Origin of the sequence: Nonomuraea cavernae (genome assembly GCF_040655715.1) — a bacterium.
Taxonomy (GTDB): Bacteria; Actinomycetota; Actinomycetes; order Streptosporangiales; family Streptosporangiaceae; genus Nonomuraea; species Nonomuraea cavernae_A.
Map to the genome: position 1 here is coordinate 1 of NZ_JBFAKL010000032.1, position 15,843 is coordinate 15,843.

Consider the following 15,843-nt stretch of genomic DNA (forward strand, 5'->3'; position numbering starts at 1 on the left):
CGAGACCGCCGCCTACGGCCACTTCGGCCGCGAGGGCTTCTCCTGGGAGTCCACCGACCGCGCCGAGTCCCTCCGGACCGCCGCCGGCCTCTGACCTCGTTCCACCGACTGCCGCGTCCCGCCGGGGCGCGGCAGTCGTCGCGTTCACGGGGCACCGGGTCCGTGGGGATCCGGTACGGCCCGGGCCGGGGTTCGCACCGTGGACGTCCGAGGTCCCGGGGTCTGGTAGACGTAGGGCGTGACCCACTCCGACGACGCCCTCCTGCCGCTCGACGCCGTGCGGCCCGCGGCGGCGGCGCCGTCGAAGGGAGCCCCCGTTCCGGCGCCCTCCCTGCCGGTGGCCAGGGTCGCGGTGGACAACCCGCTGTCCCACCTCGACCGGCCGTTCGACTACCTGGTGCCCGCCTCGCTGCACGAGACGGCACAGCCTGGGGTGCGGGTCCGGGTGCGGTTCGCCGGGAAGCTGGTCGACGGGTTCCTGCTGGAGCGGGCCGAGGAGAGCGAGCACACCGGGAAACTGGCCTCCCTGGAGCGGGTGGTATCTCCCGAGCGGGTGCTGACCCCCGAGATCGCGGGCCTCGCCCGCGCGGTCGCCGACCGCTACGCGGGCACCCTGGCCGACGTGCTGCGCCTCGCCGTGCCGCCCCGCCACGCCAAGGCGGAGGCGGGGACGTCCGAGGCACGGCCTCGCCCTGCCGTGACCGAGGCGGAGACGGCGGGGGCACGTTCTCGCCCTGCCGTGACCGGGGTGGGGACGTCCGAGGCACGGCCTCGCGCTGCCGTGACCGAGGCGGAGACTCCCGCGGCCGAGGCGGCGGCCCCCGGGCCGACCTCATCCGCCCTCCCTCCCGAGGACCCCCGGCCGGCCGTCGATCCCCATGGCCCCGTGGCCGGTGCCCGGTCGTCCGATGAGACGGCCGGCGAAGAGTCCGGCGAGTGGGCGGCGTACTCGATGGGGGGTTCGTTCCTGGAGGCGTTGCGGGAGGGAAGGTCGCCGCGGGCGGTCTGGCAGGCGCTGCCCGGCGCGACGGGATGGGCCGGCGCGGTGGCCCGCGCTGTGCGGGCCACGCTGGACGGCGGACGAGGGGCGCTCGTCGTCGTCCCCGACGGCAAGGACGTGGCGCTGGCCGAGGCCGCGTTCGCCGGCCTGCTGGAGCCGCGGACCTACGTCGCGCTCACCGCGGACCTCGGTCCCGCCGAGCGCTACCGCCGGTGGCTGCGGGTGCTCAGGGGGCAGGTGCGCGGGGTCGTGGGCACGCGGGCCGCGATGTTCGCCCCCGTGCCCGAGCTCGGGCTGGTCGCCATCTGGGACGACGGAGACGACCTGCACGCCGAGCGGCTGGCCCCCTACCCTCATGCCCGCGAGGTGCTCGCGCTCCGGGCCCACCGCACCGGGGCGGCCATGCTGATCGGCGGCTACTCCCGCACCGCGGAGGCCACCCAGCTCGTCGCCACCGGCTGGGCCAGGCCGATCGTCGCCGCCCGGCAGACGATCAGGAGTCTGGCCCCCCGCGTGAAGCCGGCGGGAGAGGACGCCGAGCTGGCCAAGGACCAGGCGGCCAGGGCGGCGCGGCTGCCCAGCGTGGCCTGGCGGGCGCTGCGCCAGGGGCTGGAGAGCGGGCCCGTGCTGGTGCACGTGCCCCGGCGCGGCTACCTGCCGGCCGTGGCCTGCCAACGTTGCCGCACCCCCGCGCGGTGCGCTCTGCCGCCCACGCGCGCCGGCGGGCGGCCGGGAGAGAACGGCACGCTCGACGTGTCCGGGACCGAGCCGCACTGCCACGGCCCGCTGGCCCTCAGGAGCGGCCACGCGGCCCCCTACTGCCGCTGGTGCGGCCGGGTGGACGCCGGCTGGCGGTGCTCCCACTGCGGCGGCCCGAGGCTGCGGGCCATGGTGATCGGCGCCCGGCGCACGGCCGAGGAGCTCGGCCGCGCCTTCCCGTCGGTGCCGGTGCGGACCTCCGGGCGCGACGGCGTGCTGGCCACCGTCTCCGCCGCCCGCGCGCTGGTGGTCGCCACGCCCGGCGCCGAGCCGGTGGCCGAGGGCGGCTACGCGGCGGCCGTGCTGCTCGACGCGTGGGCGCTGCTCGGCCGGGCCGACCTGAGGGCCGGCGAGGAGGCGCTGCGCCGCTGGATGAACGCCGCCGCCCTGCTGCGGCCCGGGGCCGAGCTGGTGGTGCTCGGCGACGCCGCGCTGCCCGCCGTACAGGCGCTGCTGCGGTGGGATCCGATCACGCACGCCGAGCGCGAGCTGGCCGACCGCGCCGAGCTGGGCTTCCCGCCCGCGGTGCGGATGGCGACGCTCACCGGCGCGGCCGCCGCCGTCAGGCAGATGCTCGACGAGGTACGCCTGCCCGCCGAGGCGCAGGTGCTCGGCCCGGTGCCGATCGACGAGGCCGGCAGGGAGCGTGCCATGATCCGCGTCCCCCGGGGCGGGGGAGCCGGTCTGGCCACGGCGTTGAAGGGTGCCAGTGGTGTGCGTGCGGCGCGTAAGGCGCCGGATGTCGTGAGGGTGAGTGTCGACCCTCTCGACCTGATTTAGGCCGTATCCCCGATTCGCTCATCTGTAAGTCAGCCGTTAGCGTGCCCCTGTGTCGATCGAATGGGTGAACCGAGCCATCGACCACCTGCGTGCCTGGGGCCGCACGCGGGGCGTCGACGTGGACGCGGACGAGGTCCGCCTGCTCTGCGACTACGCCAGCGACTATCTCGACGTCGACAAACTCGGCGACTTCACCCCTGACACCTTCGACGAGCTGCTGCTGTCCATCTACCCCCGCAAGGTCATCGCACCGCCCGAGAGCGCCTCCGAGACCGTGGCGGCCGCCCGCACACTGGTCGACTACCTGCGCGACGCCGGCGAGGTGAGCGAGGAGACGGCGGCCGCGATGCGCGACCGGATCGCCGACATCGCGCCCAGGATGCCCGAGGCGCTCGCCGACCCGGCCAACTTCGGCATGGCCAAGAGCCTGTTCAGCGCGATCGGGCCCGAGTCGCTGGAGCAGTCGATCGCCGTTCCCTCGGGGGAGCCGCCCGATCTCGGGGAGGCGCCCTGCGACTGCCCGGGGTGCTCCCCGCTCCCCGCCGTACGACTGCCGCCGCCCGGCGACCTGCTGGCCGGCCTGGCGGACATCCCGCTGTGGGCGGAGATCCACGGTCCGGGCCCGCACCAGGGCCTGGCCGAAGACCTGCGCCGGAGCACCGGCGGCGAGCCGCTGCGGAGGTGGGCGGAGATCGTCGCCCACCTCGTCGAGCGGGACACCGGCGGCGCCGTCACCGGCCGCGCCGAGCTCGACGCCGAGCTCTACGACCTGTTCGACATGCTCTACCGGCTGCAGGCGCCGGTGCCCGTCACCGTGATCGGCGACTACCTCGAAGAGCTCACCGAGGACGGTCCGGTCGACGTGCCGGGCATGCTCGGCCGGCTGGCCTGGTGCGGCCTGGTCGAGCAGGAGGGCGGCTCGGCCGGGCTGACCCCGCTCGCCGCCTGGGCCCTGCGCGAGCACTACCTGATGCTCGGCCTCGACGCGCCGCAGGCCGGCGACCTGGCCGACGCCGACGCGACCGGCCTGATCGAAGGGCTGCTCGAGGGGGTGCCGACCGAGCTGGCCGAGAGCGACATCACCCGCTGGCTCGACCGCAGGGCGTCCGGCGCGGCGGCGGCCGAGCTGCTCGCCGCGGCCGTGGGCGCCCCGGCCGTGGCCCGTGGCATCGCGGTCACCATCGTCGACCGGCTGGGCGCCGAGGCCGAGGCCGAGGTGCGCGCCTGCCTCGACGACCACGAGCTGCGGCCGCACGCCATCCACTGGCTCGCCAGCCGCGGCCTGCCGGCCCCCGCGCTCACCCAGGAGGAGCTGCTCTGGGTCAGCATCGACATGCTCGCGCTGGCGATGCCGTCGGCAGAGGAGGACCCCGACGTGTTCGGCGAGAACATGGCCGCCTCCGGTCCGCCCGCCCACCTCATCGAGGAGATGTGGCGCGTCGACCACCCCGACGTCGTCGACGTCCTGGAGCTCCTGGGGCGTTCGCTGTCCGACGGCACGGTGGCCAAGGCCGCGCGCAAGGCCGCCTTCAAAGCCCGCTCGCGGGGCATCCGATGAGTACACCCCTGTGACTCCTGTGCAGTAAGTTTCGTGGGTGGCAAACAACGTCTTCAACCTCGCCGAGCTGCGCAAGCTGATCGATGAGCAGGCCGCCGTGCCGACACGGCCGCCGCAGGAGACAGCCGTGGAACGCGAGGCGCTCACCTTCCCGCCGGTCATGCTCGCCCCCGACGAGGAGCTGGCCCGGCTGGTCCCCGCCGTTCCGCTGGTCGCCGACGCCATCCGGCTGGCCACCTGGACCGGCAGCCGCCCGGTGACTCCCGAGGGGCTGCTGTCCGTGCCCGACGCCGCGGCCGCCGCCGAGGCGCTCGGCGTGCCGGCCGCCCGGATCCGGCTCATCTGGATCGTGGCCGTCAACACCGGCCTGCTGCGGATCACGCGGGGCCAGGCCATGCGCGGCCCGCTGCCCACGCGGATGACGGCCGAGGCCACGCTGGAGTTCTGGGACGGCGTCGTCATGGACGTGCTCGACCGCGCCGACGAGGGGCTGACCGGTTCGGCCGTGGTCGACGACCACCTCGCTGAGATGCTGGCCACCATCTACTCCGTGCGCTCCGGTGTCGCGGTCGCCAACCTGGCCAGGGGCATTCTGCAGTCCCACGAGGTGGCCTGCGAGCCCGGGGCGGTCCCGATGCGCAGGCTGGCCGCGTCGCTGCCCGCCGAGCTGCTGGAGGCGCTGTCCCTGCTGGCCTACTGCGGGCTGGTCGAGCAGACCGCCGCCGGGCGCACCGCGCTCACATCGCTCGGCGTCTGGGCCATCCGCCGCGACCTGCTGCGTGAGGGGCACGACGCGCCCACCGCGGCCGAGGTCGAGGTGTTCGCCGACCTGTCGGCCGCCGAGCTGGTCGAAGCCCTGGTGAAGGGCACCGCCACGCAGAGCGCCGTCGCCGGGTGGCTGGAGCGCCGCGCGCCCGAGGAGGCCGCCCGCGACCTGATCGAGATCGCGGCCACCGGCGGCGCCGGCCGGCGCGGCGCGGTCGGCGCCATTCTGGAGGAGCTGGGCCCCGAGGCCGAGGCGCCCGTCCGCCGGGCGCTGGAGCTGCCGCTGACGCGCCGCTACGCCGCCTCCTGGCTGCACATCCGCGACCTCGACGCCCCGGCGCTCAGCCCCGACGACCACACCTGGATCGCCGTCGACGCGCTGGCCGCCCTCATGCACCTGTCGGGCCACGCCGCGGGCAGGCTGGACACGCCTGAGCCCCGCGAGGACCTGATCCGGCTCGTCGGCGAGATGCCCGCCGCGGGCCACCCCGACACGCTCGCCGTGCTCGACATGCTCGCCACCGCCCACGACGACCCCGCCGTGGTCAAGGCCGCCCGGAAAGCGGCGATGAAGGCCCGATCCCTGGCGCACACTAAACTGGGCTGATCCCGCCGACGAAACGGAGTGACCCCTTTGGCGATCCAGTCGATCCGGCTGTTCGGAGACCCGGTGCTGCGCACCCCGGCGGCCCCGGTCGTCGACTTCGACAAGGAGCTCCGGAAGCTGGTCAAAGACCTGACCGACACGATGATGGACGCTCCGGGCGCCGGCCTCGCCGCGCCGCAGATCGGTGTCGGCCTGCGGGTGTTCACCTACTACATCGACGAGCGGCTCGGTCACCTGATCAACCCCGACCTCGACCTGTCCGCCGACCTCGACGAGGAGGGCGAGGAGGGCTGCCTGTCCTTCCCCGGCCTGTCGTTCCCGACGCCGCGCGCCATCCGGGCCGTGGCCAAGGGGCTCGACATGCACGGCGAGCCCGTCACGATCGAGGGCAGCGACCTGATGGCGCGCTGCCTCCAGCACGAGACCGACCATCTCGACGGCATCCTGTTCATCGACCGGATGGATCCCAAGCAGCGCAAGCTCGCGATGAAGGCCGTCCGCGAGGCGGAGTGGAGCGGCCTGGCCGCGCCCACGGTCAAGTTCTCCCCGCACGCCACCGGCGGAAGGGCGCTCTGACCATGCGTCTCGTCTTCGCGGGCACACCCGAGACGGCTCTGCCGTCGCTGCGCGCCCTGATCGACTCGCCGCGCCACGAGGTGGTCGCGGTGGTCACCCGTCCCGACGCCCAGTCCGGCCGGGGCCGCAAGGTTCATCCGTCACCCGTCGCCGAGCTGGCCGAGGAGGCGGGCATCGAGGTGCTGCGCCCGGCGAAGGCCGGCGATCCCGGGTTCCTGGAGCGGCTGGCGGAGCTGCGCCCCGACTGCTGTCCCGTCGTCGCCTACGGCGCGCTGCTGCCGCAGCCGGCGCTCGACGTGCCCCGCTTCGGCTGGATCAACCTGCACTTCTCGATCCTGCCCGCGTGGCGGGGCGCCGCCCCCGTCCAGCACGCGATCCTGCACGGCGACGAGATCACCGGCGCCTCGACGTTCCAGATCGTCAAGGAGCTCGACGCCGGGCCCGTCTACGGCGTGGTCACCGAGGCGATCAGGCCCGGCGACACCAGCGGTGAGCTGCTCGACCGGCTGTCCGTGTCCGGAGCCGAGCTGCTCGCCGCCACCCTCGACGGGGTCGAGGACGGCAAGCTGGAGGCCCGGCCGCAGCCGCTCGACGGGGTCAGCCTCGCGCCCAAGATCAACGTGGCCGACGCCCAGGTCGACTGGTCCGGGCCGGCCATGCGCGTCGACCGGCTCGTCCGCGCCTGCACGCCCGGCCCCGGAGCGTGGAGCGTGTTCCGCGGGCATCGGGTCAAGCTCGGTCCCGTCCGGCTCGTGCCCGACGCCGAGCGGCTCGGGCCGGGCGAGGTGGCCGCCACCAAGCACTCCGTACTGGTCGGCACGGCCACGCACCCCGTCGAGCTGGGCGAGGTCCAGCCGGAGGGCAAGCGGCTGATGAGCGCGGGCGAATGGGCTCGCGGAGCGCGGGTCGACAATGGCGAAAGGTTCGCATGACGCACCGCACGGACCGTAAGCCGGCCGGTGGCCGGGGCGGTCGGAGTCCGCGCAGGCCGGCTCGTGACCAGGCGCGCAACGCGGCGTTCGACGTCCTGCGGGCCGTCGACGAGCGAGACGCCTACGCCAACCTGCTGATGCCCCGCCTGCTGCGCGAGCGGGGGCTGAAGGGGCGCGACGCGGCGCTGGCGACCGAGCTCGCCTACGGCACCCTGCGCGGCCTGGGCGGCTACGACGCGATCATCAAGGTGTGCGGCGACCGGGAGCCCGATCCCGCCGTGCGCGACGCCCTGCGCCTCGGAGCCCATCAGCTGCTCAAGATGCGCGTCCCGCCGCACGCCGCCGTCGGCACCACCGTCGATCTCGTACGGCTGCGCATCGGCGCGGGCGCCGCCAAGTTCGTCAACGCGGTGCTCCGCAAGATCGCGTCCCGCTCGCTCGACGAGTGGATGGCGATCGTCGCCCCCGATCCGGCCGACGACCTGTCGGGTCATCTCGCGATCGTCCACAGTCATCCCCGCTGGATCGTCAGCGCCTTCCGCGACGCCCTGGGCGCCGCCGCCGACGAGACCGCCGCGCTGCTCGAGGCCGACAACGCGCGCCCCCTGGTCACGCTGGTGGCCCGGCCGGGCCGCAGCTCGGTGTCCGAGCTCGGGAGCGCCGAGCCCGGCCGCCTGTCCCCCTACGCCGCCTACCTGCCGGAGGGCGACCCCGGCAGGATCACCGCGGTCGCCGAGACCCGGGCCGCCGTGCAGGACGAAGCCAGTCAGCTGGTGGCCCTCGCGCTGACCCGGGTGCCGCTCGACCGGCGCGACGAGGTGTGGCTCGACATGTGCGCCGGTCCCGGTGGCAAGGCCGGCCTGCTCGACGCCATCGCCACCCACGGCGACCTCGCCGGGCTCGACGACGGCGTGCCGGGCGCGGGCGAGGCGTTCGCGGGCGGGGCGCGGCTGCTCGCCGCCGACGTGCAACACCACCGGTCCCGGCTGGTGTGGCAGACCACCAGGGACGCCGTCGTGGTCACCGCCGACGCCACCGCGCCCGCGTGGCGGCCCGGCTCCTTCGACCGGGTCATGCTCGACGCCCCCTGCACCGGGCTGGGCGCGCTGCGCCGGCGGCCCGAGGCGCGCTGGCGGCGTGATCCCTCGGGGGTCGCCGAGCTCGGCAGGCTGCAGCGGCGGCTGCTCGACTCCGCGCTCGACGCCACCCGCCCCGGCGGGGTGGTCGCCTACGTCACGTGTTCGCCGCACCTGGCCGAGACCAGGGTCGTGGTGGGAGACGTGATCGGCCGCCGAGACGACGTGCGCCAGCTCGACGCGCGCGACTACCTGCCCGGGATCGAGGGCCTCGGCGACGGGCCGCACGTTCAGTTCTGGCCCCACCGGCACGGCACCGACGGGATGTTCCTCGCGCTGCTGCGCAGGCTTCCCGCCTGACGACGCCCCAGCCGGGGCTCGATCGTGACCTCCTCGGACCGGATCCGGGCCGAGGAGGCGGCGAACCGTTCAATAGACTCCGTACATCATGGCCGTACAGATCTCACCCAGCATCCTGTCCGCCGACTTCGCCCGGCTCGCCGACGAAGCCGCAGCGGTGTCCAACGCCGACTGGCTGCACGTCGACGTCATGGACAACCACTTCGTGCCCAACCTCACGCTCGGGCTCCCCGTCGTCGAGGCGTTGCTCAAGGCGACGTCGATCCCGCTCGACTGCCACCTGATGATCGAGGACCCCGACCGATGGGCGCCGTCCTACGCCGAGGCGGGGGCGGGCAGCGTGACCATCCACGCCGAGGCGTCCAAGGCTCCGGTGCGCACCCTGCGCCAGATCCGCTCGCTCGGCGCCCGGGCGGCCCTCGCCCTCAACCCGGGCACCGCCGTCGAGCCGTACGAAGGGCTGCTGGGCGAGATCGACATGCTCCTGCTGATGACGGTCGAGCCAGGGTTCGGCGGCCAGAAGTTCCTCGACATGGTGCTGCCCAAGATCCGCACCGCCCGCGCGCTCGTCGAGCGGCACGGCGGCGAGATCTGGATCCAGGTGGACGGCGGTGTCACCAGTGACACCATCGAGCGTTGCGCCGAGGCGGGCGCCGACGTCTTCGTGGCCGGCAGCGCTGTCTACGGCAGCGCCGACCGTGCCGCCGCCGTCGAGACGCTCCGCGCCAAGGCCGCGAAGGCCTAGCGGTTCACCCCGGGAGCGCGCACGCCCCGGGGGGCGCGGCAGTGGCTCATCCAGGGTTGAAACGTCCGAGATCCCGAAAATAGGCATAACCAGGACAGGCTGTGACATGAACCAGCCATGTAAAGGGTAATTGCTTACTTATGACGGACCATGGGCTGTTCGGACCCGGATCGGTGACGTGGCGGGTCATGGGGGAGCCGATCCTGCTGGTCGGTGGCTTCCGGGCGCTGCTGATGCAGGGCCTGCACCCGCGCGCGATGCGCGGCGTGCTGCAGAACTCCGCGCTGATGGACCCGGGCGAGTCCTGGTCGCGCTTCGCGCGGACCACCGAGTTCGTCCGCGTGCGGACGTACGGCACGTGCGAGGAGGTGGAGCGGGCGGGCAGGCGCGTGCGCAAGATCCACGCCACACTGACCGCCCACGACCCCGACACCGGCCTGGATTTCCGCCTCGACGACCCCGAGGCGCTGCGCTGGGTCCACGTGGGCGAGGTCGATTCCTATCTGTCGGTGGCCCGCAGGGGCGGAGTGCGGCTGACCGACGCCGAGGCGGACCGGTTCGTCGCGGAGTGGCGGCGGGCGGCCGAGGTGGTCGGCCTGTCCCCGGACGACGTTCCCGGCTCGGTGGGGGAGATGCGCGACTACATCCGGGCCGAACGGCCCGGCCTGCGGTTCGTTCCCGAGGCGGCCCATCCGCTGCGGCAGTCCTTCAACGCGCCGCTCCCGCTGATGCTCACCCCGCTCAAGCCCGCGGTGCCCGCCCTCACCCTGCTCGCCTTCGCCACCCTGCCCCGCTGGGCCAGAAGGCTGTACGGCCTGCCGGCCACTCCCATCGGCGACCTGTGGGCGACGGCCACGCTGCGCACCCTGCACATGGGGCTCGGCCTCGTTCCGTCTCAGGTGCGCTACTCGCCGGTGGCGCGACGGGCCCGCCGCATGACGGCCGCCTAGCGACCGTGGCCAAGCGTTCGCTCATCCCGAGGGTGGGGGCGGTCGCACGTGCCGTGCGCGGCATGGCAGACTGATGGGCAGAGCTAGCGTGCTCCGGGGTCGGTGAAATTCCGAACCGGCGGTTACAGTCCGCGACCCGGCCGATGCCATCGGCCGGTTGACCTGGTGAAATTCCAGGACCGACGGTCAAAGTCCGGATGGGAGGAAGCACGCGGGTGTCCGGTGTCAGGCCGGGCGCCCACTGGTGCGTACACGCATCGCCATATCCCCCGGGGCCCGCCGTAGCTAGGAGCTACTGGCGAGTAGGAGGCCCGGGGTGGAGACACCCGCTCAGGACGCCGCGCACATGGCGCGTGCCGTCGAGCTGGCCGCGCGCGGGCGCGGCGGCACCAGCCCCAACCCCGTCGTCGGCTGCGTGATCCTCGACGCCGGCCACGACGTCGCCGGCGAGGGCTTCCACGCCAGGGCCGGTGGCCCGCACGCCGAGGTCGTGGCGCTGCGGCAGGCGGGCGAGCGGGCGCGGGGCGGCACCGCCTACGTGACGCTCGAACCCTGCGACCACACCGGCCGCACCGGCCCGTGCAGCCTGGCGCTGCTCACCGCCGGCGTCGCCCGCGTGGTGATCGCCGTCGCCGATCCCAACCCCGAGGCCGCCGGAGGCGCCGCCCGCCTGCGGGCCCACGGCGTGGCCGTCGAGACGGGGGTGCTCGCCGAGGAGGCCGAACGGGTCAACGCCGAGTGGCTGACCTTCGCCCGGCTGCGCCGCCCGCACGTGACGTGGAAGTACGCCGCCACCCTCGACGGCAGGTCGGCCGCCGCCGACGGCACCAGCCAGTGGATCACCTCGCCCGAGGCCCGCGCCGACGTCCACCGGCTGCGCGCACGGTGCGACGCCATCGTGGCCGGCATCGGCACCGTGCTCGCCGACGACCCCCGTCTCACGGCTCGCGCCCCCGACCTTCCCGAGCGGCCGATCCTGCGCGTCGTGGTCGACTCGGCCGCCCGCACGCCGCCCGCCGCCCGGGTGCTGGACGGGGCCGCCCCGACGCTGGTCGCGATCGCCGACGGCACTCGTACGGACCTCAAGGCCGACCTGCTGCGCCTGCCCCGCCACGACGACGGACTGGACCTGCGCCGGCTGCTGGCCGAGCTGGCCGCGCGCGACGTCGTCAGCGTGTTCCTCGAAGGCGGGCCGACCCTGGCCGGCTCCTTCCTCCGGCAGGGCCTGGTCGACCGCGTCGTCGCCTACGTCGCCCCGGCGCTCCTCGGCTCCGGCGCCGCGGCCCTCGGCGACGCCGGCGTGCACACCATCGCAGGCGCCCACCGCTTCGCCTTTGACGACATCTCCGCGATCGGACCCGACCTCCGGCTGATCGCCCGGCCCGTACCAGCACCCCGCAGGGAGAAGTGATGTTCACCGGAATCATCGAAGAAAAGGGCCAGGTCGTGGCCGTCGAGCCGACCGGCGACTCGGCCCGGTTGTCCGTCCGTGGCCCGATCGTCACCTCCGACGCCGCCCACGGAGACTCGATCGCGGTCAACGGCGTCTGCCTCACCGTCGTGGCCGTCGACGACGGCGTGTTCACCGTCGACGTGATCAAGGAGTCGCTCGACCGCAGCTCCCTCGGCGGGCTGAAGGAGGGCTCGGCCGTCAACCTGGAGCGGGCCGTGCGGGCCGACCAGCGGCTCGGCGGCCACATCGTGCAGGGCCACGTCGACGGCACCGCCGTGCTGCGGTCGCGTGAGCCCGGCGAGAGCTGGGACAACCTGAGGTTCTCGCTGTCCGGCGAGCTCAGCAGGTACGTGGCGGAGAAGGGCTCGATCGCCATCGACGGAATCAGCCTGACGGTCACGACCGTTGACGACGAGAGTTTCGGCGTGAGTCTCATCCCGACCACGCTGAAGCTGACCACCATGGGCGAGCTCCAGGTGGGCGATCTGGTGAACATCGAGGTCGACGTGATCGCGAAGTACGTGGAGAGGCTGGTGGTCAGGCAGTGAACTGGGCCGACGCCGGATTCGAGCTGTTCGGCGCCCGCGTGCTCTGGACCGACCTGGTCGGCAACGTCGCCGCCCTGGCGACCGTCCTGCTGGCCATGCGCAAGTCCATCTGGACCTGGCCGGTGCAGTTCACCGGCGCGGTGCTGCTGTTCATCGCCTCGATCAACGCGCACATCACCGGCAACGCGCTCAAGCAGGCACTGTTCGGGGTGCTGGCCGTCTACGGCTGGTGGGCCTGGCGGCGCGGCACCCAGGGCGGCGGGCAGCTCTCGGTGCGGCCCGCGTCGCCGCGTGAGCGCGCCGTGCTGGTCGCCGTCATGCTGGCCGGCACGGCGGTCGTCGGCGTGCTGTTCTTCTACACCGGCCTGTCGTGGGGCGCGCACGTGCCGCTGCCGGAGGGCGCGTTCCTGGTGGCCGCCGACGCCTACATCTTCGTCGGCAGTGCCGTCGCCACCTGGGCGCAGGGCAGGGCGCTGGTCGACTTCTGGATCGTCTGGGTCGCCGTCGACCTGGTCGGGGTGCCGCTGGCGTTCAGCTCGGGGCTGGTCGTCTCCGGCACCGTCTACGGAGTGTTCTTCGTTCTCGTGATCGTGGGGTTTGTGAAATGGCTGAGGGAATACCGGTCGGAACAAGACAGCCCGGGACAACTGGCGGTGGCGTCGTGACCGACATCACCTTCGACCCCGTCGAGCGGGCTGTCAGCGACATCCGCGAGGGCAAGCCCGTCGTGGTGGTCGACGACGAGAACCGCGAGAACGAGGGCGACATCATCTTCGCCGCCGGCAAGGCCACGCCGGAGCTGCTGACGTTCACGATCAGGCACACCAGCGGCGTCATCTGCGTGCCCATGGAGGGCAAGGAGCTCGACCGGCTGGGCCTGCCCCTCATGGTCTTCCAGAACAGGGAGCGCATGCGGACCGCCTACACGATCAGCGTCGACGCGCGCGACGGCGTGACCACCGGCATCTCCGCGGCCGACCGCGCCAAGACGATCCGGGCGCTGGCCGACTCCGCCACCGAGCCCTACGAGCTGGTACGACCCGGCCACATCTTCCCGCTGCGCTACCACGAGGGCGGCGTGCTGGCCCGGCGCGGCCACACCGAGGCGGCCGTCGACCTGGCCAGACTGGCCGGGCTGTCGCCCGCGGGCGTGCTGGCCGAGGTCGTCAACGACGACGGCACCATGGCCCGGCTGCCCGAGCTGCGGGCGTTCGCCGACGAGCACGGCCTGGCGCTCATCTCCATCGAGCAGCTCGTCGACCACCGGCGCCGGACCGAGAGCATGGTCACCCGGGTCGCCGAGACCAGCCTGCCCAACGCGTACGGGATGTGGAAGACGTACGGCTACGCCAGCGCGCTCGACGGCGGCGAGCACGTGGCGCTGGTCTTCGGCGACCTCGGCGACGGCGAGAACGTCCTCGTCCGCGCCCACTCCGAGTGCCTGACCGGCGACGTGTTCGGCTCGCTGCGCTGCGACTGCGGCGTGCAGCTCGGCCACGCGATGTCCGCGATCGCCGAGGAGGGCCGCGGCGTGGTGGTCTACCTGCGCGGCCATGAGGGCAGGGGCATCGGCCTGCTGGCCAAGCTCCGGGCCTACAACCTGCAGGACAACGGCAGCGACACCGTCGACGCCAACCTTGAGCTGGGGCTGCCGATCGACGCCCGCGAGTTCTCCAACGCCGCGCAGATCCTGGCCGACCTCGGCGTCAAGTCGGTGCGCCTGCTCACCAACAACCCGGCCAAGCTCAAGGGCATGGACGGCTACGGCATCAAGGTGCTGGGGCGCGAGCCCATGCCGGTCGCGATGAACCCGCACAACGAGCGCTACCTCAAGGCCAAGCGCGACCGCCTCGGCCACGACATCTCGGAGGCTTCATGAGCGGCGAGGGACGCCCGGAGACGCGCGCGGTGCCCGGGGCCGCCGGACTGGTGGTCGGCGTGGTGGCCGCGGGCTGGCACGCCAAGATCACCGACCAGCTGGTGGCGCGTGCCGTCCAGGCCTGCGACGACAGCGGGGCCACGGTGACCGTGGTACGGGTGCCGGGGTCGCTGGAGATCCCGGTCATCGCCCAGGCGCTGGCCCGCCGCTGCGACGCGGTGGTGGCGCTGGGCGCCGTCATCCGGGGCGAGACGGCGCACTTCGACTACGTCTGTGACTCGGTGACGGCCGGGCTGACCCGGATCTCGCTCGACGAGGAGACCCCGGTCGGCAATGGCGTGCTCACCTGCGAGACGCTCGATCAGGCGCTGGACCGCTCCGGGCTGCCCGGCAGCAAGGAGGACAAGGGCTACGAATCGGCGGTCGCGGCGCTCGAGACCGCCCTCCTCCTTCGGGGCCTACGCTGACCTGCGATAGATTTCCCTCGTGGCCGCGCCTGTGACTCCTCCGCCTCTGCCCGTCACCTGGCGTCCGCACCGCACGAGAGTCGTCGCGTACGGCTTCGCCGTGCTGCTCGTGCTGGGCGCCACGGTGATGGCGATCTTCATCGCCGAGCCGTTCATGCTGATCGACCGGGTCGCCCTGGTGTTGTTCGGCTGTGCGGTGGCCTTCGTCCTGCACCTACTCGGGCGGGTGCGGGTCGAGGCCGACGACAAGGGCGTGACGATCGTCAACGCTCTGCGCACCCACCGCTACACCTGGCCAGAGGTCATCGACATCACGCTGCTCGTCGGCGACCCCTGGCCGCGCATCGACTTCTCCGACGGTCGCACGATCGGCGCGATGGGCATCCAGGGCTCCGAAAAGGCCCGCGCCCGCCGATCCACGGCCGAGCTCGCGGCGCTGATCCGCGAGCGCGGTGAGGCGAGACGCGATTAGTCGTCGCCGAAGACCTCGTCGAGGCTTGACGCGGTGGCGGCGCGCGACCCCCAGCGGAGAAGCAGGTCGGTGTCGGTGCAGGACTCGACGGCTTCGCGACGGGCCTGCGCGATCTCCAGGCCGCGCGCTTCGAGGACGGTGAGCAGCAACCTGGCCTCCCCACGTGCCTCCCCACGTGCCTCCCCACGTGCCTCTCCACGTGCCTCCCCACGTGCCTCGGCCTCGAGTTCGATGGGGCGGGTGAACCGGTCGGAAAGCCGGGGCTTTGTCTGGACCATGATCTCCTCCAACTCGGCGCGAAGCTCGTCCGAGAGCTGTCCGCGCAGGTAATCGTAGTAAACGAGGCTCCGCTCGTCATCGAAAGTGGCCAGGGTGGTCGCCACCGCCACCACCGTTTTGAAGTCGTCCTGATGGGCGATGGCGCTGAGTGTCGCGATCTCGGGGGAGGCCAGGATGTCCTCCCGTTCGCGGAGGACGGGCAGCTCGTCCGGGCCGACCACGACGGGGCAGAGGATCAGGCAGCTTTCGGCGGGGCTGATCGGTTCCCGGTAGCGATCGGCCGTCGCCCTGTCGGCGCAGACCACGACCAGCATGACCCCGCACTCGTGTCTGCCCATGAGTCCGCCCACGTAGGCGACCCAGGACCAGATCTTGCGTTTGCTGAAGCGCCGCTGCACTTCCACGATCACGAAGCGCTTGCGGCCGTCGGGACCCTTGACGGAGACGACCGAGTCGGCGGCGTACTCCGTGGGCAGGCGTTCGTTCAATTCGACCGACTCCAGACAGGCGTCGTGGTAGCCGTCGACGTTGCCCCGGAGACCCCATGCCAGCAGTTCCAGCGCGAAGCCGGGGCGGCGGCAGATCATCTCCAGGGGCATCTCATGCTGAAGGCTGGGGGGCATGGGCCTTCCTTTCG

Annotated in this window: 15 protein-coding genes and 1 riboswitch; of the genes, 14 read left to right on the forward strand and 1 reads right to left on the reverse strand. The window is 73.2% G+C overall.

Annotated elements, in window-relative coordinates; translation table 11 throughout:
- Window positions 1-238 precede the first annotated feature (238 nt).
- The 14 genes from AB0I38_RS33880 to AB0I38_RS33945 all read left to right on the forward strand — a co-directional run bounded on the left by AB0I38_RS33880 (window position 239) and on the right by AB0I38_RS33945 (window position 14,927).
- Window positions 239-2,539 (forward strand): primosomal protein N', encoded by a 2,301-nt coding sequence (locus AB0I38_RS33880; protein WP_358490106.1) that lies wholly within the window; start codon window positions 239-241, stop codon window positions 2,537-2,539.
- A 49-nt stretch (window positions 2,540-2,588) separates the two neighbouring features.
- Entirely contained in the window at window positions 2,589-4,097 is a 1,509-nt protein-coding gene (locus tag AB0I38_RS33885; RefSeq protein WP_358490108.1) for a hypothetical protein, read from the forward strand.
- A 37-nt stretch (window positions 4,098-4,134) separates the two neighbouring features.
- Entirely contained in the window at window positions 4,135-5,469 is a 1,335-nt protein-coding gene (locus tag AB0I38_RS33890) for a hypothetical protein (protein WP_358490110.1), read from the forward strand.
- Between the two features lie 27 nt (window positions 5,470-5,496).
- Complete coding sequence (gene def / locus AB0I38_RS33895; RefSeq protein WP_358490113.1) at window positions 5,497-6,045, forward strand: peptide deformylase; 549 nt, start codon at window positions 5,497-5,499, stop codon at window positions 6,043-6,045.
- Window positions 6,046-6,047: 2 nt separating this feature from the next.
- Window positions 6,048-6,977: a methionyl-tRNA formyltransferase gene (fmt, locus tag AB0I38_RS33900; protein ID WP_358490115.1), complete on the forward strand. Its 930-nt coding sequence runs from the start codon at window positions 6,048-6,050 to the stop codon at window positions 6,975-6,977.
- Window positions 6,974-8,413: an RsmB/NOP family class I SAM-dependent RNA methyltransferase gene (locus AB0I38_RS33905; RefSeq protein ID WP_358490117.1), complete on the forward strand. Its 1,440-nt coding sequence runs from the start codon at window positions 6,974-6,976 to the stop codon at window positions 8,411-8,413. Before fmt ends, AB0I38_RS33905 begins: the two co-directional genes overlap by 4 nt.
- Before the next feature lie 88 nt (window positions 8,414-8,501).
- Window positions 8,502-9,158 (forward strand): ribulose-phosphate 3-epimerase, encoded by a 657-nt coding sequence (rpe, locus tag AB0I38_RS33910; protein WP_358490120.1) that lies wholly within the window; start codon window positions 8,502-8,504, stop codon window positions 9,156-9,158.
- A gap of 188 nt (window positions 9,159-9,346) precedes the next feature.
- A complete protein-coding gene (locus AB0I38_RS33915; protein ID WP_358490123.1) occupies window positions 9,347-10,108 on the forward strand; it encodes an oxygenase MpaB family protein in 762 nt (253 codons plus the stop codon).
- A gap of 84 nt (window positions 10,109-10,192) precedes the next feature.
- A riboswitch (FMN riboswitch) is annotated at window positions 10,193-10,323 on the forward strand.
- Between the two features lie 101 nt (window positions 10,324-10,424).
- A complete protein-coding gene (gene ribD / locus AB0I38_RS33920; protein ID WP_358490126.1) occupies window positions 10,425-11,519 on the forward strand; it encodes a bifunctional diaminohydroxyphosphoribosylaminopyrimidine deaminase/5-amino-6-(5-phosphoribosylamino)uracil reductase RibD in 1,095 nt (364 codons plus the stop codon).
- The gene (locus AB0I38_RS33925) at window positions 11,519-12,109 is read left to right on the forward strand and encodes a riboflavin synthase (protein WP_358490129.1); all 591 of its coding nucleotides are present in this window, start codon (window positions 11,519-11,521) and stop codon (window positions 12,107-12,109) included. The genes ribD and AB0I38_RS33925 overlap by 1 nt, the downstream gene beginning before the upstream one ends.
- A complete protein-coding gene (locus tag AB0I38_RS33930) occupies window positions 12,106-12,774 on the forward strand; it encodes a nicotinamide mononucleotide transporter family protein (RefSeq protein WP_358490134.1) in 669 nt (222 codons plus the stop codon). The genes AB0I38_RS33925 and AB0I38_RS33930 overlap by 4 nt, the downstream gene beginning before the upstream one ends.
- A complete protein-coding gene (locus AB0I38_RS33935) occupies window positions 12,771-13,988 on the forward strand; it encodes a bifunctional 3,4-dihydroxy-2-butanone-4-phosphate synthase/GTP cyclohydrolase II (protein ID WP_358490137.1) in 1,218 nt (405 codons plus the stop codon). Before AB0I38_RS33930 ends, AB0I38_RS33935 begins: the two co-directional genes overlap by 4 nt.
- Window positions 13,985-14,455, forward strand: coding sequence for a 6,7-dimethyl-8-ribityllumazine synthase (gene ribH, locus AB0I38_RS33940; RefSeq protein WP_358490139.1), 471 nt, complete (start codon window positions 13,985-13,987; stop codon window positions 14,453-14,455). Before AB0I38_RS33935 ends, ribH begins: the two co-directional genes overlap by 4 nt.
- A 19-nt stretch (window positions 14,456-14,474) precedes the next feature.
- Window positions 14,475-14,927: a PH domain-containing protein gene (locus AB0I38_RS33945; RefSeq protein ID WP_358490143.1), complete on the forward strand. Its 453-nt coding sequence runs from the start codon at window positions 14,475-14,477 to the stop codon at window positions 14,925-14,927.
- Here the strand turns inward: AB0I38_RS33945 and AB0I38_RS33950 are convergent.
- Complete coding sequence (locus AB0I38_RS33950; protein ID WP_358490146.1) at window positions 14,924-15,829, reverse strand: hypothetical protein; 906 nt, start codon at window positions 15,827-15,829, stop codon at window positions 14,924-14,926. The genes AB0I38_RS33945 and AB0I38_RS33950 overlap by 4 nt on opposite strands.
- Window positions 15,830-15,843: the final 14 nt, after the last annotated feature.

Coding starts and splice junctions, on each gene's coding strand:
- fmt (WP_358490115.1), top strand. CDS start 6,048: ATGCGTCTCGTCTTCGCGGGCACACCCGAGACGGCTCTGCCGTCGCTG.
- AB0I38_RS33905 (WP_358490117.1), top strand. CDS start 6,974: ATGACGCACCGCACGGACCGTAAGCCGGCCGGTGGCCGGGGCGGTCGG.
- rpe (WP_358490120.1), top strand. CDS start 8,502: ATGGCCGTACAGATCTCACCCAGCATCCTGTCCGCCGACTTCGCCCGG.
- AB0I38_RS33915 (WP_358490123.1), top strand. CDS start 9,347: ATGGGGGAGCCGATCCTGCTGGTCGGTGGCTTCCGGGCGCTGCTGATG.
- AB0I38_RS33925 (WP_358490129.1), top strand. CDS start 11,519: ATGTTCACCGGAATCATCGAAGAAAAGGGCCAGGTCGTGGCCGTCGAG.
- ribH (WP_358490139.1), top strand. CDS start 13,985: ATGAGCGGCGAGGGACGCCCGGAGACGCGCGCGGTGCCCGGGGCCGCC.
- AB0I38_RS33950 (WP_358490146.1), bottom strand. CDS start 15,829: ATGCCCCCCAGCCTTCAGCATGAGATGCCCCTGGAGATGATCTGCCGC.